A 21,151-nucleotide genomic window follows, 5' to 3' on the forward strand; every position below is an offset into this window, starting at 1 on the left:
AGGCCGGTCACACGGGCTCGAGCCGCACCACGACGGCCTTGGAGACGGGCGTCCTGCTCGTCTCGGCGATCGCGCCGAGCGGCACGAGGACGTTCGCCTCGGGGAAGTAGGCCGCCGCGCACCCGCGCGCCGTCGGGTAGGCGACGACCTGCTGGCCGCGCAGCACGCGGTCGACGCCGTCGTGGTACTCGCTGTGCACGTCGACCGTCGCGCCGTCGGTGAGGCCGAGCTCCGCGACGTCGTCGGGGTGGACGAGGACGACGGCGCGCCCGCCCTTGATGCCGCGGTAGCGGTCGTCGCGGCGGTAGATCGTGGTGTTGAACTGGTCGTGGGAGCGGATGGTCTGCAGCAGCAGCCGGCCCGGCGGGCACTCGACCGGGGCGAGCTCGTTGACCGTCAGGTGCGCACGGCCGTCGGGCGTGGGGAACGTGCGTGAGTCGCGCGGCCCGTGCGGCAGCAGGTACCCGCTCTCGCGGCGGACCTTCGCGTTGTAGTCCTCGCACCCGGGCACCACACGCGCGATGTGCTCGCGGATCGCGTCGTAGTCGCGCTCCATGGCCGCCCAGTCGACCGACCCGGACCGGCCGCCCGGCGCGTCGGGCCGCGCGTCGAGGACGGCCCGCGCCATCCGCGTGACGATCGCGACCTCCGACAGCAGCCCCGGCCCCACGGGCTCGACCTTGCCGCGCGACGCGTGCACCGCGCACACCGTGTCCTCGACGGTGACGAACTGCTCGCCCGACGCCTGCCGGTCGACCTCCGTGCGCCCGAGCGTGGGCAGGATCAGCGCCTCGCGCCCGACGACGGCGTGGGAGCGGTTGAGCTTGGTCGAGATCTGCACCGTGAGGTCGGCGCGGCCCAGGGCCTCCTCCGCGGCGCCCGTGTCGGAGATCGCGGAGACGAGGTTGCCGCCGAGCGCGACGAGCGCCCGGATGCGGCCGGCCGCCATGCCCTCGATCGTGGCGACGGCGTCGACGCCGTGCTCGCGCGGCACCGCGAAGCCGAACTCCGCCTCGAGCGCGTCGAGGAAGTCCGCCGGCATCTGCTCCCAGATGCCCATGGTGCGGTCGCCCTGCACGTTGGAGTGGCCGCGGATCGGCGACGCCCCCGCACCCGGGCGGCCGATGTTCCCGCGCAGGAGCAGCAGGTTGACGATCTCCTTGATCGTGGGGACGGCCTTCGCATGCTGGGTCAGGCCCATCGCCCACGTGACGATGACGCGCTCGGCGTGGAGGTAGCGGTCCGCGAGCTCGTCGATCTCGGCACTCGTCAGCCCGGTCGCGACGAGCACGGCCTCCTCGTCGAGGTCCGCCAGGTGCGCGGTCAGCTCCTCGAGCCCCGACGCGTGCTCCGCGAGGAACGCGTGGTCCAGCACCGTCCCGGGGGCCGCGGACTCCGCGTCGAGCACCCGCTTCGAGACGGCCTGCAGCAGGGCCATGTCCCCGCCGAGCCGGATCTGCAGGAACTGGTCGGCGAGCTGCGTGCCGCGGCCGGCCAGCCCGCGCACCGTCTGCGGGTTCTTGTAGCGCATGAGCCCGGCTTCGGGCAGCGGGTTCACCGCGACGATGCTCGCCCCGCTCTCCTTGGCCTCCTCGAGCGCGGTCAGCATGCGCGGGTGGTTGGTACCCGGGTTCTGGCCCATGATCACGATGAGGTCGGACTTGCCGAAGTCGTCGTAGGTGATCGTGGCCTTGCCGACGCCGATGGTCTCGCCGAGCGCGGCCCCTGTGGACTCGTGGCACATGTTCGAGCAGTCGGGCAGGTTGTTGGTGCCGAAGGCGCGCACGAACAGCTGGTAGACGAACGCCGCCTCGTTGGACGCGCGCCCGCTCGTGTAGAACGCGGCCTGGTCGGGGTCCTCGAGGCCGCCCAGCCGGTCGGCGAGGAGGGCGAACGCCTCGTTCCAGCCGATCGGCTCGTACCGGTCGGAGTCCGCGGCCTTGTGCACGGGCTCGACGAGCCGGCCCTGCTGCCCCAGCCAGTGCTCGGAGCGGGTGCGCAGGTCGGCGACCGGGTGCTCCGCCCAGAACTCCGCGCCCACGACCAGCGGCGTCGCCTCCCACGTGACGGCCTTCGCGCCGTTCTCGCAGAACTCCGCGGGCTTGCGCCGGTCCGGGTCCGGCCACGCGCAGCTCATGCAGTCGAAGCCGTCCTTGTGGTTCATCGACAGCAGCAGCTTCGCGGTCCTCGCCGGCCCCATCCCGCGCACCGCGGGCAGGAGGGCGTGCATGACGCCGGGCACGCCCGCCGCCCACTCCTTCGGCGGCCTCGTCCGTGCCGGCCGGTCGTCGGGCCGGTCGTCAGGCCGGTCGTTCGTGCGGTCGTTCGTGCGGTCATCCGGCCGGTCGCTCATGCGGCGTCTCCTCTGCGATGGTCCCGCGCGTGCTCGGTCCCGGCGTCTTGCTCGACGACGCGGTGCCCGCCGGCGTAGACGACAAGCGAGGGGTCGCGGACGAAGCCGACCAGCGTGAGCCCGGCCTCGTCGGCGAGCTCGGCGGCCAGCGACGACGGGGCGGAGACCGCCGCGAGCACCGGCACGCCGGCCATGACCGCCTTCTGGGTGAGCTCGAAGCTCGCCCGCCCGGACACCACGAGCACCGTGCCGCGTAGCGGCAGCATCCCGGCCGCGGCGGCCCAGCCGACCACCTTGTCGACGGCGTTGTGGCGGCCCACGTCCTCGCGGACCACGAGGGGCTCGCCGGTCGCGGCGTCGAACAGCCCCGCGGCGTGCAGCCCGCCGGTGCGGGCGAACAGGTCCTGCGCCGCGCGGAGCCGGTCGGGGAGCGTCGCGAGCAGCCCGGCGTCCACGCGCACCGGGTCGTCCGCCACCTCGAATGCGCTGCGCGTGCGCACCGCGTCGACCGACGCCTTGCCGCACAGCCCGCATGCGCTGGACGTGAAGAACTCCCGCGCGAGGGCCGGGTCCGGCGGCCGCACCCCCGGGGCGAGGCCGACGTCGAGCACGTTGTAGGTGTTCGACCCGCTGCCCGGGGTGCCGGGCGAGCCGGCGCAGTAGCGGGCGCCGGCGACCTGGTCGCCGGCGGTCACGACGCCCTCGGAGACGAGGAACCCGGTGGCGAGCTCGACGTCGTGCCCCGGGGTGCGCATCGTGACGGCGTACGAGCGCCCGCCCACGCGGATCTCCAGCGGCTCCTCACCCGCGAGGAGGTCCTCGCGGCTCGAGGTGCGTTCGCCGATCGTGATGCGCCTGACGCGGCGTCGGACGGTGACCCGAGGCATACGGCAGGCCTAGCAGACCCCCGTGGTGCACACAACGGCAGCCCGGCCTGCCGGTCGGCCACGAGGCGCCTACCGTCGTCGTACCGGCCCGGACCGGTGCCGGTCGTGCAGGGCGTGTTCAAGGAGGAGCACCATGGCAGAGAAGAACCGCGCGGTCGCCTACAAGGGGACCGGCCAGGTCGAGGTCATCGACATCGATTACCCGACGTTCGAGCTCAAGGACGGGCCGGGGGTGAACCCGGCCAACGTGGGCCGGAAGGTGCCGCACGGCGCGATCATCAAGACCGTCGCGACGAACATCTGCGGCTCGGACCAGCACATGGTCCGCGGCCGCACCACCGCCCCGACCGATCTGGTGCTCGGCCACGAGATCACGGGGGAGGTCGTCGAGACGGGCCCCGGCGTCGAGTTCGTCAAGGTCGGCGACCTGGTCTCGGTGCCGTTCAACATCTCGTGCGGGCGGTGCAAGAACTGCAAGGAGCGCAAGACCGGCATCTGCCTGAACGTGAACCCGGACCGCCCGGGCAGCGCCTACGGGTACGTCGACATGGGCGGCTGGGTCGGCGGGCAGGCGAACTACGTGCTGGTGCCGTACGCCGACTGGAACCTGCTGGTCTTCCCGGACCGGGACCAGGCGCTCGAGAAGATGATGGACCTGACGATGTTGTCCGACATCTTCCCGACCGGCTTCCACGGCGCCGTGACGGCCGGGGTCGAGGTCGGGTCCACGGTCTACGTCGCGGGTGCCGGGCCCGTCGGGCTCGCCGCCGCGACGGGGGCGTTGCTGCTGGGGGCGGGGGTCGTGATCGTCGGAGACCTGAACGAGGGCCGGCTCGCCCAGGCCCGCTCGTTCGGCTGCGAGACCGTCGACCTCACGAAGGGCGACCCCGGCGAGCAGATCGAGCAGATCCTGGGCGTCCCCGAGGTCGACTGCGCGGTCGACGCCGTCGGGTTCGAGGCCAAGGGCCACGGCTCGGACTCGGGCCACGAGGCCCCGGCGACCGTCCTCAACTCCCTGATGGACGTCACCGCCGCGGGCGGCGCGATGGGTATCCCGGGGCTGTACGTCACCGGCGACCCGGGCGGCGTCGACGAGGCCGCGAAGAAGGGGGCGCTGTCGCTCAGCCTGGGCACCGGCTGGGCCAAGTCGCTGTCGTTCACCACGGGCCAGTGTCCGGTGATGAAGTATCACCGGGGCCTGATGCAGGCGATCCTGCACGACCGCGTGCAGATCGCGAAGAACGTCAACGCGAAGGCGATCACGTTGGACGAGGCGCCGCAGGGCTACGCCGAGTTCGACGCGGGCTCGGCGACGAAGTACGTGATCAACGCCAACGGCTACCTCGACGGCCGGTGACGGACTCCTGCTCGCCGGGCGCGGGCTCGACCGGCGAGCAGGGGTCGGACGGGTGGGTCAGGAGGACTTGGTCAGCTCGGGCTTCGTGACCATGCCGGAGAGCCCGTTCCAGGCGAGATTTACCAGGTGCGCGGCCACCTCGGTCTTGTCGGGGCTGCGGGCGTCCAGCCAGTACTGCCCGGTCAGGGCGACCATGCCCACGAGCATCTGCGCGTAGAGCGGGGCGGCCTCGGGGTCGAGGCCGTTGGCCTTGAACTGGTCGCCGAGGATGTGCTCCACGAGGGTGGCGACGTCGCCGATGAGGCTGGAGAACGTGCCGGTGGCCTGGGCGACGGGGGAGTCGCGCACCAGGATGCGGAACCCGTCCTCCGACGCCTCGATGTAGCCGAGCAGCGCCAGCGCGGTGCGCTCGACGATGACCTTGGGGTGCCCGCCCTGCTCCAGCGCGCCGATCAGCGCGGCGGCGAGCGCGCGGACCTCGCGGTCGACGACGACGGCGTAGACGCCCTCCTTGCCCCCGAAGTGCTCGTAGACGACGGGCTTGGACACCTCGGCGCGAGCCGCGATCTCCTCGACGCTGGTGCCGTCGAAGCCCTTCTCGGCGAAGAGGCCGCGGCTGACGTTTGGGCGCACGCGGGTCGGCAGGCATGCGCCCATTGTGCCCGCTCCCTCTGTGGGGTGGTCCTGCAATGTGGATCGGTCCTGCAGTGTGGATCGGTCCTGCGATGCGGATCGGTCTCGCGATGTGGTGCGCGCCACGGCGCCGGCGCCCGCGAGAGGGTGGACGGCGTGCCGGAGCGCCCCCGCGGACCTGGCAGACTGAGAACGGACGCCCGACGGTGCCGCGCTCCCGGGCGCGAAACCGGCCCGGGGGCCCGATCCGCCTTGGTGTAATCGGCAGCACAGAGGTTTTTGGTGCCTTTGGTCCAGGTTCGAATCCTGGGGGCGGAGCTCGTGCACACCCGACAGAGACGGAGCACTCGTGGTCTCGACCCATCGACAGGCTCAGGACAGCGCAGGCTCGACCGCCGCAGGACCGGCCCCCACAGGGGCCGATGCCGCACCCCCCACCCCCAGGCCCGCAGCGGTCGTCGTGCTGGCCGCGGGCCAGGGCACGCGCATGAAGTCGTCCGTCCCGAAGGTGCTGCACGCCCTCGGTGGCCGCACGATGCTCGGGCACGCGATGGCGGCCTCCCGCGAGCTCAACCCGCAGCACGTGGCCGTCGTCGTACGGCACGAGCGTGACCAGGTCGCGGCCGCGGTGGCGGAGCTCGACCCCGCCGCGCTCGTCGTCGACCAGGACGAGATCCCCGGCACAGGCCGCGCGGTGCAGTGCGCGCTCGACGCGCTCGACGCGCGGGCCCACGCGGGGCGCGCCACCCAGCTCGTGCACGACGACGCGGTGGACGACGAGCTGCACGCCGACCACGCCAACGGCGGCGACCACCCGCTCGGCGACGGCCTCGACGGCGCGGTGGTCGTGCTCGCGGGGGACATCCCGCTGCTCGACGGCGCGACGCTCGGCGAGCTGCTGGCCGCCCACCACGCGGACGGCAACGCGGTCACGATCCTCACCACCGAGGTGGCCGACGCGAACGGGTACGGGCGCATCGTGCGCGAGGCCGACACCGGCGACGTCCTGTCGATCGTGGAGCACAAGGACGCGACCGCGGACCAGCTCGCGATCCGCGAGATCAACAGCTCCGTCTTCGTCTTCGACGCCGCGGTGCTGCGCCGCGGGCTGGCGGGCCTCGACCGCGACAACGCCCAGGGCGAGGTCTACCTCACTGACGTCGTGGCCCGTGCCCGCGCCGAGGGCGGGGCCGTGCGCGCCCTGCTCAGCGACGACCCGATGCTCGTGGAGGGCGTCAACGACCGTGTCGCGCTCGCGACCCTGGGCGCCGAGCTCAACCGGCGCGTGCTGACCGACTGGATGCGGGCCGGCGTCACGGTCGTCGACCCGGCGTCCACCTGGGTTGACGTCGACGTCGAGCTCGCCGCCGACGTCACGCTGCTGCCCGGCACCCAGCTGCACGGCGCCACGAAGGTGGACTCCGGCGCGACGATCGGCCCGGACACCACGCTCACCGACGTCGAGGTGGGTACCGGCGCGACCGTCGTGCGCACGCACGGCTCGCTGTCCGTGATCGGCCCGGACGCGAGCGTCGGCCCGTTCGCCTACCTGCGCCCGGGCACCGAGCTGGGTACCAAGGGCAAGATCGGCACGTTCGTCGAGACGAAGAACGCGCAGATCGGCGAGGGCTCCAAGGTGCCGCACCTGTCGTACGTCGGGGACGCCACGATCGGCGAGCACACCAACATCGGCGCAGCGTCGGTCACGGTCAACTACGACGGCGTGCAGAAGCACCGCACGGTCATCGGCTCGTACGCGAAGACGGGCGCGGACAACATGTTCGTCGCGCCGGTCACCGTGGGCGACGGGGCCTATACCGGTGCGGGATCGATCATCGTCAAGGACGTGCCCGCGGGCGCGCTCGGCGTCGCCCGCGCCCAGCAGCGCAACATCGAGGGCTGGGTGGAGCGCCGTTGGCCCCACACCCCGGCCGCCGAGGCCGCCGCGCGCGCCCGCACCGACGACGACGAGGCGAGCGGGCAGCTCGGTGCGCAGGCGCAGCGCCAGCTCGCCGAGCACAATGCCCTGACCGGCGCGATCCCCGTGGTCCGGCCCGACCCGTCCGACGAACGACCCGCCTCCGACAGTCCCGCCCCCGACAGCCCCGCCTCCGACAGCCCCGCTACCGACAGCGAAGGAAGCACGCAGCGATGAACAACTTCATCCCCGGAACCGGCGAGCGCACCCTGGTCCTCGCCTCGGGACGGGCGCACCCCGAGCTCGCGGAGGCGGTCGCGAAGGAGCTCGGCATCGAGCTGCTGCCCGTCTCGGCGTACGACTTCGCGAACAGCGAGACGTACGTGCGGTTCAGCGAGTCGGTGCGCGGCAGCGACATCTTCCTGCTGCAGAGCCACACCGCGCCGGTGAACCAGTGGCTCATGGAGCAGCTGCTGATGGTGGACGCCGCGAAGCGGGGCTCCGCGCGCTCCGTGACCGCCGTCGCGCCCTTCTACGCCTACGCCCGGCAGGACAAGAAGAGCCGCGGGCGCGAGCCCATCTCCGCACGCCTCGTGGCGGACATGCTCAAGACCGCCGGCGCCGACCGTGTGCTCAGCGTGGACCTGCACACGCCGCAGATCCAGGGCTTCTTCGACGGCCCGGTGGACCACCTGTGGGCGATGCCCGTGCTGGTCGACTACGTGCGCACCCGCGTGGACCTGTCCAACGTCGCCGTGGTCTCTCCCGACGCCGGCCGCATCCGCGTGGCCGAGCAGTGGGCGGCCAAGCTCGGCGGCTGCCCGCTCGCCTTCGTGCACAAGACGCGCGACGTCACGCGCCCCAACTCGGCCGTCGCGAACCGTGTGGTCGGCGAGGTCGAGGGTCGCGACTGCGTGCTCGTCGACGACCTGATCGACACCGGCGGCACCATCGCCGAGGCCGTCAAGGTGGTCATGGACGGCGGCGCCCGGTCCGTCACGGTGGCGGCCACGCACGGCGTGCTCTCCGACCCTGCCGCGCAGCGTCTGCAGGAGTGCCAGGCCACCGAGGTGGTCGTCACCGACACGCTGCCCATCTCGGTCGACAAGCGGTTCGACAAGCTCATCGTGCTGTCCATCGCCCCGCTCGTCGCGCGGGCCATCCGCGAGGTCTTCGACGACGGCTCCGTGACGAGCCTGTTCGACGGCAACGTCTGAGCGACGCACGCGCGGAGGTCGTCCGAGGGGAGGCGCCTGGTGGACGTGACCGTGGTGGTCCCGACCTACAACGAGGGGCCGAACGTCGCGGAGCTGGTGCGTAGGCTCGCCGCGGCGCTCGGTGACGACGTCGCGCCCGGCGGCGCGGAGGTGCTGTTCGTCGACGACTCGACGGACGGCACCCCCGCCGAGATTGCGCGCGTCGCGGCGGCGACGGACCTCCCGGTACGGCTGATCCACCGCGTCGCCCCCGACGGCGGCCTGTCGGGGGCGGTCGCGGCCGGCCTGCAGGAGGCCGCCGGGGAGCTGACGGTCGTGATGGACGGCGACCTGCAGCACCCGCCCGAGATGGTGCCCGTGCTGCTGGCCACGGCCCGCGAGACCGGGGCCGACGTCGTCGTCGCGTCGCGCTATACCGGCCGCGGCGACGCCGGAGGCCTCGACGGGGGTTACCGGCGGTGGGTCTCCAAGGCGTCCGGGCTGCTCGCCCGGTCGATGTTCCCCGTCAAGCTGCGCGACGTCTCCGACCCGATGACCGGGTTCTTCGTCGTGCGCCGCGGCGCCGTCGACCTGGCGGCGCTGCGGCCCCGGGGGTTCAAGATCCTGCTGGAGATCCTCGCGCGCCAGCGCCTCGCGGTGGTCGAGGAACCGTTCGTCTTCGGCGAGCGGTACGCGGGCCGGTCCAAGGCGACCGTGGCCAACGGCCTGCGCTACGTGCACCAGCTGACCCTGCTGCGGTTCGGCCGCCTCTCCCCGTTCGCGCTGATCGGCGCGATCGGGGCCGTGCTCAACCTCGCGATCCTCGCGGTGCTGCAGGTCACAGGGGTGCACTACCTGCCGGCCGTGATCGCGGCCAACGGCGTGACGATCGTCATCAACTTCATCCTGCAGGAGCGGTTCGTCTTCGCCGACCTGCGCGCCGGCGCCCACGGTTTCTGGGGCCGGTTCGTGCGGTCGTTCGCGTTCAACGGCACCGAGGCCGCGATCCGCACGCTGCTGCTGTGGTGGATCGTCGAGCGCGCGGTGCCGCACCCCGAGCTGGTGCAGGCGGTGCTGATCCTCGTGGCGTTCGTCATCCGGTTCGTCTTCCAGGCGCAGGTGGTGTACCGCCCGAGCGGCCCCGGCGGCACCCGTGACGCCGTCGAGGAGCCCGGCCGCAGCCCGGACGAGCACGCGCAGCCCTGAGCCGGGCTATACTCGTCCGGTTGCCTCGGCGAGGGACGTCTGACGGGCGCCGGTCCATGCGGGTTTGAAGCTGCGACCAGGCCGCGCACCCGCAGAACAGGATCCGTCGGATTTCCGTGATCGACTGGGCGGCTGTCGGTGCACCGTGCGCTCGCGCGGGTGCCCCACGGCGCGCTCCCGATCGCGTCCGTCATGTGTCCCACGCCGACGCAGCCGCAGTTCCGCGGGGACCACCACCTCGTGGACAGCCGATGGCTCCCTCTGGTCGTCGGCACGCACAGACATCCCAGGAGTGATCCACGTGTCCGACATCAAGCTCGCAGCCGAGGCCCGCACCGAGTTCGGCAAGGGCGCCGCCCGCCGCATCCGCCGCGAGAACAAGATCCCCGCCGTCCTGTACGGGCACGGCGCCGACCCGGTCCACATCACCCTGCAGGGCCACGCGACCATGCTCGCGATGCGCCACTCGAACGCCCTGTTCGCCATCGAGCTGGACGGCAAGAGCGAGCTCGCCGTCGCCAAGGACGTGCAGCGCACGCCGGTGAACAGCACCATCGAGCACATCGACTTCCTGATCGTGCGCCGCGGCGAGAAGATCGCCGTCGACGTGACGGTGAACGTCGTGGGCGAGTCGGCCCCGGGCACCATCCACTACGTCGAGACGCAGACCCTGTCGATCGAGGCCGTGGCCACCAACCTGCCCGAGTCGATCGAGGTGTCGATCGAGGGCCTCGAGGCCGGCACGCACGTCACCGCCGGCGAGGTCGCCCTGCCGGAGGGCGCCACGCTGCTCACCGACCCCGAGGCCGCCGTCGTCATGGTCGCCGAGCCGCGTTCCGAGGTCGCCGCCGACGAGGAGGCCGCCGAGGCCGAGGCCGCCGCCGCGGAGTCCGCCGCGGCCGCCGAGTCCACCGAGGGCTGAGCAACCCCCTCGCTGTGAGCATGATTCTGGCCCGCTTCCGGCCTCGGAGGTGGGCCAGAATCATGCTCACAACAGTTCGGTGCCGGCGCAGGAGAGGAAGTGAGACCCCATGACCGACAGCCCCTGGCTCGTCGTCGGGCTGGGCAACCCCGGCCCGAAGTACGCGGGCAACCGGCACAACGTCGGGCAGATGGTGCTCGACCTGCTGGCCGGGCGCACCGGCGCCCGGTTCGCCCGGCACGCCCGCGCGCAGGCGGTCGTCGCCGAGACGCGGCTCGGCGTGCTGCCCGGCGGGCGTCCCGGGCCGCGCGTCGTGCTCGCCAAGCCCACCACGTACATGAACACCTCCGGTGGGCCCGTCTCCGGGCTGGTCAAGTACTACGGCATCGACCCCGCGCACCTCGTCGTGGTGCACGACGAGGTCGACATCCCGTTCGACACCATCAAGCTCAAGGTGGGCGGCGGCGAGGGCGGCCACAACGGCCTGCGCGACATCACCAAGGCCCTCGGCACCAAGGACTTCGTGCGCGTGCGTGTGGGCGTGGGCCGCCCGCCCGGCCGGATGGACACCGCCGACCACTTGCTCAAGGACTTCTCCGCCACCGAGCGCAAGGACCTGCCTATCCTCGTCGACGACGCCGCCGACGCCGTCGAGCTGGTGCTCGTCGAGGGCCTCCTCGCGGCGCAGGGGAAGTACCACACGAAGGTCTGACGCCGGGGGTTTCACCCGGGTGGAAAGGCCTGGAACGGCCCCATTTCGTGCCCCGGTCTCCTTACGCTCGTCGGGCGGTCCAGACCGTCCGCACGAGGAGGAACCATGGGCTCCACGGTGGCGCTCGCGCACGACTATGCGACCCAGCGCGGCGGCGCGGAGCGCGTGGCGCTCATGATGGCGGACGCCTTCCCCGGCGCGCCGATGTACACGACGCTCCACGACCCGGCGGGCACCTACCCGCAGTTCGGGGCGCTGGACCTGCGGACCTCCGACCTCGACCGGGTCGGCCTGCTGCGCCGGCACCACCGGCTCGCCCTGCCGTTCCTCGCGGGCGCCGTCGACCGGACCACCGTGGAGGCCGACGTCCTGCTCGCCAGCTCCACCGGCTGGGCCCACGGCTACCGGGGCGCGGGGCGCACCGTGGTCTACTGCCACGCCCCGGCGCGATGGCTCTTCCAGCGGGGCCGGTACCTCGGGCCGGACGCCGGGAGCGTCGCGCACCGGGCTCGCCGGCTCGCGGCCGACGCGGCCCTCGGGCTGCTGTCCCCGGCCCTACGCCGTTGGGACGCCGAGGCGGCGGCCGGCGCGGACGTGTACCTCGCGAACTCGACCGTGACCCGACAGGCGGTGCGCGACGCCTACGGCCTCGACGCCGAGGTGCTGCCCCCGCCTCCCGCGATGCTGCCGGGTGGCGAAGAGCGTGCGATCGACGGGCTAGCGCCGGGGTTCCTGCTGTGCGTGGCGCGGCTCCTGCCGTACAAGAACGTCGATCTCGTGATCGAGGCGGCCCGGGCCACCGGACGCGAGCTCGTGGTCGTGGGCGACGGCCCCGACCGCGCTCGCCTGACCTTGCTCGCACGAGGGGCGTCGGTGCGTCTGCTCGGGCGGGTCGACGACGCGCAGCTGAGGTGGGTGTACCGGCACTCGTCGGCGCTCGTGGCCGCGTCGTACGAGGACTACGGGCTGTCTCCGCTCGAGGCCGCGTCGTTCGGCCGCCCCGCCGTCGTGCTGCGAGACGGCGGCTATCTCGACACCGTCGTCGACGGCGTCACCGGCGTCTTCTTCGACCGGCCGGTGGCCGAGGACGTCGCGCGCGGCATCGAGGAGGCCGTGTCCCGGGCGTGGGACACCGAGAAGCTCGTGTCGCACGCCGCGCGGTTCGGTGTCGACCGGTTCGCCGCGCGGCTGCGGGCGGTCGTCGACGGACTGGTACCGGGGGCGGATCCGGCCGCCGCCGTCGCGGAGGAGGGCGCATGACGGTCAGGGACTTCCTCCGGACGCTGTGGGCGAGCAAGTACCTGGTCGTCGTGACGGTCCTGGTGGTCGTGGCGGGCGCCGTGCTGTATCTGCAGCGGGCGGTGCCCGTCTACGAGGCGACTGCCACCGTGCAGATCCGTTCCGCCCCGACCGTGGGCGCGGACGGGGACAGCACGACGGTCACCGTGGATACCGACCCCACGCTCGTCACCAGTCCTGAGGTGCTGACCACCGCCGCCAGCGCGCTCGGCGACGGGACCACGGCCGCAGCGCTCGGCGCGGGCACCCAGAGCAGCGTCGACTCCGAGTCGCTGATCACGTCCGTGACGGCGCAGGGCGGCTCACCGGAGGCGGCCGCGGCGCACGCCGACGCCGTGGCACAGGCGTACGTGGACGCCCTCCCGGCGGACCTCGAGGCCGAGGTCGCCGCGCTCGACGCGCGAGCGGGCGAGCTGCGCGACCAGCTCGACGACGTGCAGGCGACCCTGCGCCAGGAGAGGAGAGACCCGCTGGCGACGGCCGAGCGGGAGTCGATCGTCGAGCAGTACCAGGGCCTGTCGGCGCAACGCAGCGCGCTGACGTCGATCGGCGCCCCCGCGGAGGTCCAGGACCCGGCGGGCCCGGGGGAGCGGGTGGGCCTGCCGCCGACGGTGCTGCTCGCGCTTGCGGCGCTCGCCGGGCTGGTGGCAGGCGTCGGGATCGCCCTCGGGCGCCGGGGCCTGGACGTCACCGTGCGGACCCCGGCCGACGCCTCGGAGATCGCGGCCGCGCCCGTGCTCGCCGACCTGTACGGCGTGCCGGCAGCCGACCGCGAGTTCCGCCGCAGCGCCAAGCTCCCGGTGACGAGCAGGCACGCGACGCCGTTCACCGAGTCGATCCGCGAGCTGCGTACGGCCGTCCGCGTGTCGCTGGGCGACGAGCCGCACAAGGTCGTCGTCGTGACCGCCGCGGATCCCCACGCCCCCCGGGCGTTCATCGCCGCCAACCTCGCGGCGTCGTTCGCGCTCAGCGGCCGGCCCACGGTCGTGCTCGCGGGCGACCTGCGCCGCTCCGAGCTGCCCGACCTGCTGCCCGACCTGCTGCCCGACCTGCTGCCCGACCTGCTGCCCGACCTGGTGCCGGACCACGATCCGGACCTCGGGCCCGACGCCTCGGCACACGCGGACGGGGACGGCGAGGTGTCGGCCGGCGGCCTGCGGCCGACCCGGGTGCCCAACCTGCGCGTGATGACGATCCAGGACAACACGATGGACCCGGCGGACTACCTGGCCACGGCGCAGGTCCGCAGCGTCGTGGAGCGGTTGCGCCGCGAGGCGGCGGTCGTGGTGATCGACGCGCCCCCGGTGCTCGCCGCCGCGGACGCGACGATCCTCGGCGGCTACGCCGACGGCGTCGTCCTCGTGGCGACGGCGGCGAAGACGGCGCGCGAGGTACTGCGCGAGGCCGCCGAGCGGCTGCGCATCAACCACGTGCCTCTCGTCGGGGTGGCGCTCGCCGGGGTCAAGGGCGACCGGCGCATGCTCTATGCCTCGACGTACGGCATCGACCAGACGGTGGACGGCACCCCGCCGGAGGCGGCGGGCGGGCCCGCGGACGACGGAGAGGATGACGCGGACGGCGGCACCCGGTCGGAGGTGGAGCCCGACGGCGACGCCGCAGCGGGCCCGCCCGCCGTCCGGCCACGGACGCCGCCGCCTGATCCCCGCGTGCGCGCCGCCGAGGTGCGCGCCCCCGAGGGGGGATGGCCCGGGCCGGGCTATGCCGACCAGGTCGTCGCGCCGGCCCCGGTCGGCGGCGGCGGCGCCGACGGCCTGGCAGACCCCGACCGGCAGTGGCCGTTCGGGCGATGAGCCGGCCGGCCCGCCCCCCGGGCGGGCGCGTGGGCGTGCCCCTGCGGGTGCTCGTCGTGGACCACACGGCCGAGCTCGGGGGTGCGGAGCTGGCGCTGCTGCGCCTGTGCCGGGAGCTCGTCGCGACCGCCGACGACCTCGACGTGCGGGCACTGCTGCTCTCGGACGGCCCGCTGACCTATCGGCTCGAGGAGGTCGGGGTGCCCGTCGACGTACTGCCCGCCGCCCGCGACGTCGTCGCCGTCTCGCGGGACGGCCTCGCCCGCGACGGCGCGCTGCGCCGGGTACGCGGCATCGTGCGCACCCAGGTGGCCCTCTGGCGGGCGCTGCGCCACTCCGACGCCGACGTCGTGCACACCACCTCGCTCAAGGCGCACCTGCTCGCGTCGGTGCCGGCCCTCGCCGCCGGTCGGCGGCTGGTCTGGTACGCGCACGACCGCGTCGCCCCCGACTACCTGCCCCGGGCGGTGGTGCTGCTCGTCCGCGCGGTGGGGCGGCTGCCGCGCACGGTGATCGCCAACTCGCGTGCCACGGCCGCGACGCTGGGGCGCACCGCCGTCGTCGCCTACCCCGGCCTGGATCCGGAGCAGATGCTGGACCCGGGGGCGCCCGTCCCGGCGCGGACGGGGGCGCCGGTGGTGGGCCTCGTCGGCCGGGTGAGCCCCACGAAGGGGCAGCTCGAGCTGGTGCGCGCCGCGCCGCGCGTGCTGCAGGGCCGGCCAGACGTCCGGTTCCGGGTGGTGGGCGGGCCTACGTTCGGCGCCGAGGATCACCTGACCTTCGTGCAGACCGAGGCGGAGCGGCTCGGGGTGGCGGGCCACGTCGAGTGGGTGGGCACGGTGCTGGACACGCGGGCCGAGCTCGACGCGATGTCGGTGTGCGTGCACGCCTCCCCGGTGCCCGAGCCGTTCGGCCAGGTGGTCGTGGAGGCGCTGGCACGCGGCGTCCCCGTGGTGGCCACCGACGCGGGCGGCGTGCCCGAGATCGTCGGGCGCGGGCCGGACGCGCTCGGCGTCCTGGTGCCGCCCGGCGACGTCGCGGCGCTCGCCGACGCCGTGCTGGCGGTGCTCGGCGATCTCCCGGCCGCGGCGCGTCGAGCCGATCGGGCGCGCGGGGTGGTGGCCGCGCGGTTCGGCGTGGCCGGCACGGCGGAGGTGGTCAGCGGAGCCTGGCGGGACGCCGCGCGACGCGGTCGACGACGTCGCCCATGAGCGCGGCCTGCCCCGTCCAGGTCGGGACGTCGGCCTGGTTGTCGGCCTGGTTGTCGGCCTGGTTGTTGGCCTGGTTGTCGGCCAGGCCGCCGCCCGCCTCGAGCGCGGCGCGTACGGCCGCCGGGAACGCGTCGCCCGCGGCGATCACGACCCCCGGGCCGGCCGCCTCGCGGAACCCGGCCACGGGGGTGGAGACCACTGGCCGGCCGACCGCGCGGTACTCGTAGAGCTTGATCGGGTCGAGGCTCTCGGTGAACGGCGACACGACGTGCGGTACCACGAGCACGTCGGCGTGCTGGAGGTACGCCGGCACCTCGTCGCGGTGCCTTGCCCCCAGCAGTCGCACTCCTGCGTCCTCGAGCGCGGTCGTCGTCGCCCGGTCGACGTCCAGTACGGGACCCGCCAGCACGAGGGTCCCGGTCCCCGCGCAGGCGTGCGCCGTGCGCAGTGCGAGGCCGACGTCGAACCGGTCCGGGTGCACCGTGCCGAGGTAGAGCCCCACCGGACCGGTAGGCAGGTCGGCCGGGCGCGGGCGCGGCTCCCGGTACCGCGCGGCGTCGACCCCGTTGGTCACGAGCGTCACGGGCCGCGCGGCGCCCTTCGACCGGGCCAGGGCGGGCGAGCAGACCACGACCTCGGCGCAGCGGGCGAGCAGCACCGCCTCGGCCGCGACGAGGCGGTCGTGCTCGGCGTCGTCACGGGGCGCGAGCAGCCAGTCGTCGGTGACGTCGTAGAGGGCGGGCCAGCCGGTCGCGGTGAGCAGGCCGGCGGCGGCCGGGTCGTTGATCCACAGCACGGGATCGTGCAGTCCGGCACGCGCGGCGGCGCGCCGCACGGACCCGGCGATGCGGTCGTCCGCGCGGCGGTCGAGCCGGCGCGGCCAGAGCTTGGTCGGCTCGTGCAGCCAGAGGCGTCCCGACCGACCGTCGTCGCCGGGGCCGCGGCGCAGCCCTCGGCCGGGGCGGGGGAGGCGGGCGCGGCGGGCGGCGAAGGTCGGGTCGGCGGGCGGCTCGACGAAGAGCACGCGCAGCCCAGGGTCGCGGACGAGGAGCCCGGCCACGAGGTACTGGTTGCGGCGCCACACGTCGTCCCAGGCCTCGAGGGAGACGACGACGAGGTCCCGCCCCGGGCGCCCCGCCGCGGTGGTCACGTCGTCGCCCTCGATTCCGGGACCGCGGCGGCACCACTCTGCGCGGACGCGGCCAGGCGGGCGGCGACGTGAGCGGGCAGCACGGAGCGGTAGACGACGTCGGTGGCGGCGACCTGCGCCTGCGGCGTTGCGCGCCGCACCACCTCCAGACCGCCGTCCGCAAGGTGCTGTCGAGCGCCGTCGTCGAGCGCGACCGCGCGCAGCAGGCGGGCGGCCGTCTCGTGGTCGCCGGGTGGGAAGAGGGGGGCTCCCGGGACGGCGCCCGCGGTCTCCAGGTGCCCGCCCGAGCGCGACGCGACGACCGGCAGGCCGGCCCGCATCGCCTCCAGCACGCTCAGCCCGAGCCCCTCGCGCGGGCAGGGGGCGACGAGCACGGACGCGTCGCGCATGAGGGCGTCGACGTCGTGGCGGTGGCCCAGGAGCTCGACGGCCGGGCCCACGCCGAGCTCGGCGGCGTGCCTTGTCAGGGCGCCCCGCAGCGCGCCGTCGCCGGCGACCTTCAGGCACCATCCGTGCGTAGCGAGGCCGGAGGCGGCGAAGGCCCGCAGGGCGGTGGCGGTGTCCTTCTCGGCCTCCAGCCGCTGAGCGACGAGCACGACGGACGACCGCGCGCCGACGTCGGGCGGATCGGTGGCCGGGTCGAGGCCGGGGGGCACGACCGTGCTCGCACCCTCGACGGCCTCCGCGACGTACCGCGAGATGGCGATCTGCGCCCGCACCCGGTGGGCGGCGACGAGCGCCACCGCGGGCCCCAGCGGCCCCGAACCCCGGCGCAGCGCGAAGTGGCGGGTCGTGACGACCGGCGGGGCGCCGGGCACGCCGGTGAGCCCGAGGCCGGCGGCGATCTCGGCCGCCGTCATGTGCACGTGCACGAGGTCGACGTGGCGCGCGGCGCGGCGGACCTCGCGTGCCGCGGCCGGCAGGGTCGCGGCGGGCACGTGCCGCGCGTGCGGGGCATGCGCGGCCATCCCGCGCGGCTCGCCGCCCACGACCGTGACGGCGTGACCGAGCGTTGACTGCGCCTCTGCGAGGCGCGCGACGTGCTGTTCCACCCCGGCGAACGCGTCGGTCACGACGACGTGCAGCACCCTCATGCCGGCACCTCCGTGCGCGCGGGCGGAGACACCGTCGCCACCAGTTCCGGGATGACGAGCAACCGCGGGGGCGCGGCCCTTGCCTGCTCCCATGCCCGGGCGCCGAGCACCACCCCGGCGAGCACGAACGGCACCGACACCTGCACGGAGACCCAGAACAGGTCGAACTGCCCCTGCACGAACCGGTTCAGCACGAGCGCAGCGGCGAGCGTGCCGAAGCGGCGGTCGACCCGCCAGAGCACGATGACGGACCCGAGCATCAGGACGAGGAAGCCGACGAGGCCCACGATCCCGCTGGAGGTGAGCACCTCCAGCTCGGCGTTGGGCGGCTGGAAGCCGTACTCGGTGCGGCCCGCCGTCCACCAGCGCAGCCCGGCCCCGACCCAGGGACTGGACTGCCACACCTCGATCGCCTGCTGGTACCAGGTGAGCCGCGTGTACGCGGAGTTGAACTCGTTGCCCGACTCGAGCTGCTCGCGCACCATCGAGACCACGGCGAACATCGCGGGCACGACGGCGAGCAGCACGACGAGGTTACGGCGCCGGCCGGGCTCGGGCCGCAGCGCGAGGACCACGACGGCGACCCCCAGCCCGATCAGGGCCTGCCGGGCCTGCGAGGCGACGACGCCCACGGTGCAGAGCCAGAAGACCCCCCAGGTCAGGACGCGCGGCCAGGCCAGCCAGGAGGGGCGGGCGTATGCCACGGTGGCGGCGAAGCCGAGGACGCAGCCGATGAAGTTCTTGTGCATCCCCCACGGCTGGTCCAGGTAGACGGGGGCGAGCTCGCCCGTCGTCGCGTAGGTCGTCGCGGCCGCGACCAGCGTGAGGAGGGCGATCGCGCAGGCGCCGCCCACGAAGAGCGCGAGGCCCAGGGACGCGCTGCCGGAGCGCCCCACCGCCCACCCGACGACGAGCGCGCCACCGGTGAGGAGCCACGCGTGCAACCACTCCACCGTGTTCGCCTGGTAGGGGTTGGCGATCACGGTGAACAGCGTTGCCACCTGGTAGACCACCGTCAGCCACAGCAGGGCGCGCAGGGGCGGGGAGAACGGGCGCGGCGCGAGGACGACGGCCGCCCAGAACGCGACGAACAGCACGGCGTCGCTCACGGAGAGGTTGACCGACTCGCCGCCGGCGCGCGCGATCACCACGAGGGTCGCCATGCTCGCCAGGGGCAGGGCCTCGGCGCGCAGGGCGGTGAGGCCGACCAGCAGCAGGCCGCCGGCGACGGCCAGCGCGAGCCTCGGCTCGACGGGCACGAGGAACCCCGTCGCGAGCAGCAGCACGCCGACGACGAGGGCGACGGCGAACCGGGCGGAGACCGCGCGGAGCGGGACGGCGCTCACGGGGCCAGTCCGGACCCGGCGCGGACGGGGCCGCGCAGGTACAGCCGCAGGCGGCGGCGCGCCTCGCGAGCGCGGTCGCCCGGCAGGACGACGGCGCGCACCGCGGAGCCCGCCACGACCGCGCCCCGGACAGCGGCCCACCCGACCGGCCCGTGGTGCTTGCGGAAGTAGCGCTCCTGGGACGCGTGGAACCGGAGCTCGCGGACCGTCGGGTCGCTGCTCGTGGCCCCGCCGACGTGCGTGGCCCGCACGGCCTCGACCACGGCGTGCCGCCAGCCCGCCCGCACCGCCCGGTACGCCCAGTCGGTCTCCTCGGCGTAGAGGAAGAAGCGCTCGTCGAGCCCGCCCACCTCGGCCAGGGCCTCGGCCCGCAGCAGCAGCACCGACCCGATGACGAACGACCGGGCCGCGGGGGTGCGGCGCAGCTGCCCCAGCCCGACGGCCTCGAGCCACGCGCCCGCGGGGCTGGGGAACGGCCAGACGACGCGCGCGGGCACCCCGGCGTCGTCGACCTGCCGCGGGCCCACGCTGGCGGTCCGGGGCCCGGCGCGCAGCGCGTGCTGCAGTGAGAGCACGTCCTCCGGGGCGATCACCGCGTCCGGGTTGAGCAGCAGCACGTCGGTGCCGGGCGACTGGCGGTGGGCGAGCGCGTGGTTGACGCCCGCGGCGAAGCCGCCGTTGCGGCCGGGGTCGAGGTAGCGACCGCCTGCGAGCTCGGTGAGCTCGCGGATCCGCGGCATCGAGGAGTTGTCGACCACCGTCAGGAGGTACTTGCCCGCCAGGGGTTCCAGCGCGGCGCGCAGCAGGTCCGGGGACCCGTAGGCCACGACGACCACCTCGGGCGGCGCGACGGCCGGCCCCCGGGGGGTCTCTGTGCTCGCGGTGGGTTCAGTGGTCGTGGCGTTCCCGGTGGGCGACCCGGCGACGGCGGCGCGGTAGAGCGCCTCCTGCCACCGCGCGACCTGCGGCCACGAGCACGACGCGGCCCGCTCGGTGCCCGCGGCCCGCAGCCGGCTTGCGAGCCCCGGTTCGGTGCCCGCCCGCAGCAGCGCGGCGCGCAGGGCGCCGGCGTCCCCGGGCGGCACCAGCAGCCCGGCGCCGCCCACGACGTCGGGCAGCGCGCCGGAGTCGGACGCGACGACGGGGACGCCGCACGCCATGGCTTCGACGGCGACGCGGCCGAACTGCTCGACCCACCCGGGGGTGTCGAGGGAGGGGACGGCGAGGACGTCCACGGAGCGGTAGAAGTCTGCGAGCGCGTCCCCCGACAGCGCGCCGTGGAGCCGCACCCGTGCTCCCAGCACGCGGGCAGCCCGCTCGACGACGGCCCGGTCAGGGCCGTCGCCCGCGATATCGAGGTACAGCCGGTCGTCGCCCGCCACCGCGTCGAGCAGCACGGCCACCCCCTTGTGCGGCGCGAGGCGGCCGGCGTAGCCGACCCGCACCGCGCCGTCGACCCGCACCTTGCCGTCGGCCCTCGATGCCTCGGGGGAACCGTCGTGGCCGGGGCGGAGCTCCTCGAGGTCCACGCCCAGCGGGATGGTCGTGACCGTGCCCCGGGCACCCTTGGCGCGCAGGATCTCGCCCGCGCGGTCGTTGCAGACGCTGACGCCCGCCGCCGCGCGCAGTGCGCGCCGTTCGATGGACCGGAACGGCCACGGGTAGCGCTTGTCCAGGTTCTGCGCGGAGTACAGGACGACCGGGGGAGCCGGCCGCCGGTCCACGAGCGCGCGCAGCCGCCGCAGCACCAACACCTCCGCGGTCGCGAGGGCGAACGGCTCCTCGTGCACGTCCACGACGTCCCAGCGCTCGCCGAGCGCGCGCCACAGTGGCCCGGGGGAGTAGACGAACAGCGCCGGGTGGCGGCCGAGGGTGCGCACCCCGCGCACGAGCTCGCCGCGCCGCGGCTCCAGCGGCACGCGCCGGCCGCCCTCGTCCCACGCCTGCGCGGACAGCGTGCGCACGTCGTGCCCGAGCGCGCGCAGCTCCCGCTCCCGCGCGCGCCACGCATCGACGACGGCGCTGTGCGAGACGCGCAGTACTCTCATGCGCTCGA

16 protein-coding genes and 1 tRNA gene are annotated in these 21,151 nt (G+C 74.5%); 10 read left to right on the forward strand and 7 right to left on the reverse strand.

The window, feature by feature from the left end; all coding sequences use genetic code 11:
- Nucleotides 1–7: 7 nt before the first annotated feature.
- Together AC1C2W_RS01590 and fdhD are read right to left on the reverse strand one after the other, a co-directional pair.
- On the reverse strand, nt 8–2,353 hold the full coding sequence (locus tag AC1C2W_RS01590; RefSeq protein WP_495412179.1) for an FdhF/YdeP family oxidoreductase: 2,346 nt from the start codon (nt 2,351–2,353) through the stop codon (nt 8–10).
- Nucleotides 2,350–3,240 (reverse strand): formate dehydrogenase accessory sulfurtransferase FdhD, encoded by an 891-nt coding sequence (gene fdhD, locus AC1C2W_RS01595; RefSeq protein ID WP_495412180.1) that lies wholly within the window; start codon nt 3,238–3,240, stop codon nt 2,350–2,352. Before fdhD ends, AC1C2W_RS01590 begins: the two co-directional genes overlap by 4 nt.
- Before the next feature lie 133 nt (nt 3,241–3,373).
- Here fdhD and fdhA point away from each other — a divergent pair, with 133 nt between their 5' ends.
- A complete protein-coding gene (fdhA, locus tag AC1C2W_RS01600) occupies nt 3,374–4,597 on the forward strand; it encodes a formaldehyde dehydrogenase, glutathione-independent (protein WP_495388113.1) in 1,224 nt (407 codons plus the stop codon).
- A 57-nt stretch (nt 4,598–4,654) separates the two neighbouring features.
- Here the strand turns inward: fdhA and AC1C2W_RS01605 are convergent, their stop codons facing one another.
- The gene (locus AC1C2W_RS01605) at nt 4,655–5,254 is read right to left on the reverse strand and encodes a TetR/AcrR family transcriptional regulator (protein WP_495388112.1); all 600 of its coding nucleotides are present in this window, start codon (nt 5,252–5,254) and stop codon (nt 4,655–4,657) included.
- Nucleotides 5,255–5,476: 222 nt separating this feature from the next.
- Between AC1C2W_RS01605 and AC1C2W_RS01610 the strand changes: the two genes are divergently transcribed.
- The 9 genes from AC1C2W_RS01610 (at nt 5,477) to AC1C2W_RS01650 (ending at nt 15,505) form a co-directional block, all read left to right on the forward strand.
- Nucleotides 5,477–5,548, forward strand: a tRNA-Gln gene (locus tag AC1C2W_RS01610).
- Between the two features lie 169 nt (nt 5,549–5,717).
- Nucleotides 5,718–7,385, forward strand: a complete 1,668-nt coding sequence (gene glmU, locus AC1C2W_RS01615) for a bifunctional UDP-N-acetylglucosamine diphosphorylase/glucosamine-1-phosphate N-acetyltransferase GlmU (RefSeq protein ID WP_495388111.1) — start codon at nt 5,718–5,720, stop codon at nt 7,383–7,385.
- Nucleotides 7,382–8,365: a ribose-phosphate diphosphokinase gene (locus AC1C2W_RS01620; RefSeq protein WP_495388110.1), complete on the forward strand. Its 984-nt coding sequence runs from the start codon at nt 7,382–7,384 to the stop codon at nt 8,363–8,365. The genes glmU and AC1C2W_RS01620 overlap by 4 nt, the downstream gene beginning before the upstream one ends.
- A gap of 39 nt (nt 8,366–8,404) precedes the next feature.
- A complete protein-coding gene (locus tag AC1C2W_RS01625) occupies nt 8,405–9,550 on the forward strand; it encodes a glycosyltransferase (RefSeq protein WP_495388109.1) in 1,146 nt (381 codons plus the stop codon).
- A 301-nt stretch (nt 9,551–9,851) separates the two neighbouring features.
- On the forward strand, nt 9,852–10,472 hold the full coding sequence (locus AC1C2W_RS01630; protein ID WP_495388108.1) for a 50S ribosomal protein L25/general stress protein Ctc: 621 nt from the start codon (nt 9,852–9,854) through the stop codon (nt 10,470–10,472).
- A gap of 109 nt (nt 10,473–10,581) precedes the next feature.
- Nucleotides 10,582–11,184, forward strand: a complete 603-nt coding sequence (gene pth, locus AC1C2W_RS01635; protein WP_495412181.1) for an aminoacyl-tRNA hydrolase — start codon at nt 10,582–10,584, stop codon at nt 11,182–11,184.
- Between the two features lie 105 nt (nt 11,185–11,289).
- Nucleotides 11,290–12,444, forward strand: coding sequence for a glycosyltransferase (locus tag AC1C2W_RS01640; protein ID WP_495412182.1), 1,155 nt, complete (start codon nt 11,290–11,292; stop codon nt 12,442–12,444).
- Nucleotides 12,441–14,294 (forward strand): polysaccharide biosynthesis tyrosine autokinase, encoded by a 1,854-nt coding sequence (locus tag AC1C2W_RS01645; protein ID WP_495412183.1) that lies wholly within the window; start codon nt 12,441–12,443, stop codon nt 14,292–14,294. Before AC1C2W_RS01640 ends, AC1C2W_RS01645 begins: the two co-directional genes overlap by 4 nt.
- Nucleotides 14,291–15,505, forward strand: a complete 1,215-nt coding sequence (locus AC1C2W_RS01650; RefSeq protein ID WP_495412184.1) for a glycosyltransferase — start codon at nt 14,291–14,293, stop codon at nt 15,503–15,505. The genes AC1C2W_RS01645 and AC1C2W_RS01650 overlap by 4 nt, the downstream gene beginning before the upstream one ends.
- Here AC1C2W_RS01650 and AC1C2W_RS01655 read toward each other — a convergent pair.
- From AC1C2W_RS01655 to AC1C2W_RS01670, 4 genes are read right to left on the reverse strand one after another with little or no spacing between them, the layout of a single operon-like run.
- The gene (locus AC1C2W_RS01655; protein WP_495412185.1) at nt 15,453–16,655 is read right to left on the reverse strand and encodes a glycosyltransferase; all 1,203 of its coding nucleotides are present in this window, start codon (nt 16,653–16,655) and stop codon (nt 15,453–15,455) included. The genes AC1C2W_RS01650 and AC1C2W_RS01655 overlap by 53 nt on opposite strands.
- A complete protein-coding gene (locus AC1C2W_RS01660) occupies nt 16,652–17,749 on the reverse strand; it encodes a glycosyltransferase family 4 protein (protein ID WP_495412186.1) in 1,098 nt (365 codons plus the stop codon). The genes AC1C2W_RS01655 and AC1C2W_RS01660 overlap by 4 nt, the downstream gene beginning before the upstream one ends.
- Nucleotides 17,746–19,095: an O-antigen ligase family protein gene (locus AC1C2W_RS01665; protein WP_495412187.1), complete on the reverse strand. Its 1,350-nt coding sequence runs from the start codon at nt 19,093–19,095 to the stop codon at nt 17,746–17,748. Before AC1C2W_RS01665 ends, AC1C2W_RS01660 begins: the two co-directional genes overlap by 4 nt.
- Nucleotides 19,092–21,143, reverse strand: a complete 2,052-nt coding sequence (locus AC1C2W_RS01670) for a glycosyltransferase (protein WP_495412188.1) — start codon at nt 21,141–21,143, stop codon at nt 19,092–19,094. The genes AC1C2W_RS01665 and AC1C2W_RS01670 overlap by 4 nt, the downstream gene beginning before the upstream one ends.
- Between the last annotated feature and the right edge of the window lie 8 nt (nt 21,144–21,151).

The sequence above is a fragment of the Isoptericola sp. Y581 genome, assembly GCF_059445475.1.

What these genes read in the sequence shown, in the direction of transcription:
- AC1C2W_RS01650 (WP_495412184.1), top strand. Translation starts at nt 14,291, where the DNA reads ATGAGCCGGCCGGCCCGCCCCCCGGGCGGGCGCGTGGGCGTGCCCCTG.
- AC1C2W_RS01645 (WP_495412183.1), top strand. Translation starts at nt 12,441, where the DNA reads ATGACGGTCAGGGACTTCCTCCGGACGCTGTGGGCGAGCAAGTACCTG.
- AC1C2W_RS01620 (WP_495388110.1), top strand. Translation starts at nt 7,382, where the DNA reads ATGAACAACTTCATCCCCGGAACCGGCGAGCGCACCCTGGTCCTCGCC.
- AC1C2W_RS01660 (WP_495412186.1), bottom strand. Translation starts at nt 17,749, where the DNA reads ATGAGGGTGCTGCACGTCGTCGTGACCGACGCGTTCGCCGGGGTGGAA.
- fdhD (WP_495412180.1), bottom strand. Translation starts at nt 3,240, where the DNA reads ATGCCTCGGGTCACCGTCCGACGCCGCGTCAGGCGCATCACGATCGGC.
- AC1C2W_RS01605 (WP_495388112.1), bottom strand. Translation starts at nt 5,254, where the DNA reads ATGGGCGCATGCCTGCCGACCCGCGTGCGCCCAAACGTCAGCCGCGGC.
- pth (WP_495412181.1), top strand. Translation starts at nt 10,582, where the DNA reads ATGACCGACAGCCCCTGGCTCGTCGTCGGGCTGGGCAACCCCGGCCCG.
- AC1C2W_RS01670 (WP_495412188.1), bottom strand. Translation starts at nt 21,143, where the DNA reads ATGAGAGTACTGCGCGTCTCGCACAGCGCCGTCGTCGATGCGTGGCGC.
- AC1C2W_RS01640 (WP_495412182.1), top strand. Translation starts at nt 11,290, where the DNA reads ATGGGCTCCACGGTGGCGCTCGCGCACGACTATGCGACCCAGCGCGGC.
- fdhA (WP_495388113.1), top strand. Translation starts at nt 3,374, where the DNA reads ATGGCAGAGAAGAACCGCGCGGTCGCCTACAAGGGGACCGGCCAGGTC.
- glmU (WP_495388111.1), top strand. Translation starts at nt 5,718, where the DNA reads ATGAAGTCGTCCGTCCCGAAGGTGCTGCACGCCCTCGGTGGCCGCACG.
- AC1C2W_RS01590 (WP_495412179.1), bottom strand. Translation starts at nt 2,353, where the DNA reads ATGAGCGACCGGCCGGATGACCGCACGAACGACCGCACGAACGACCGG.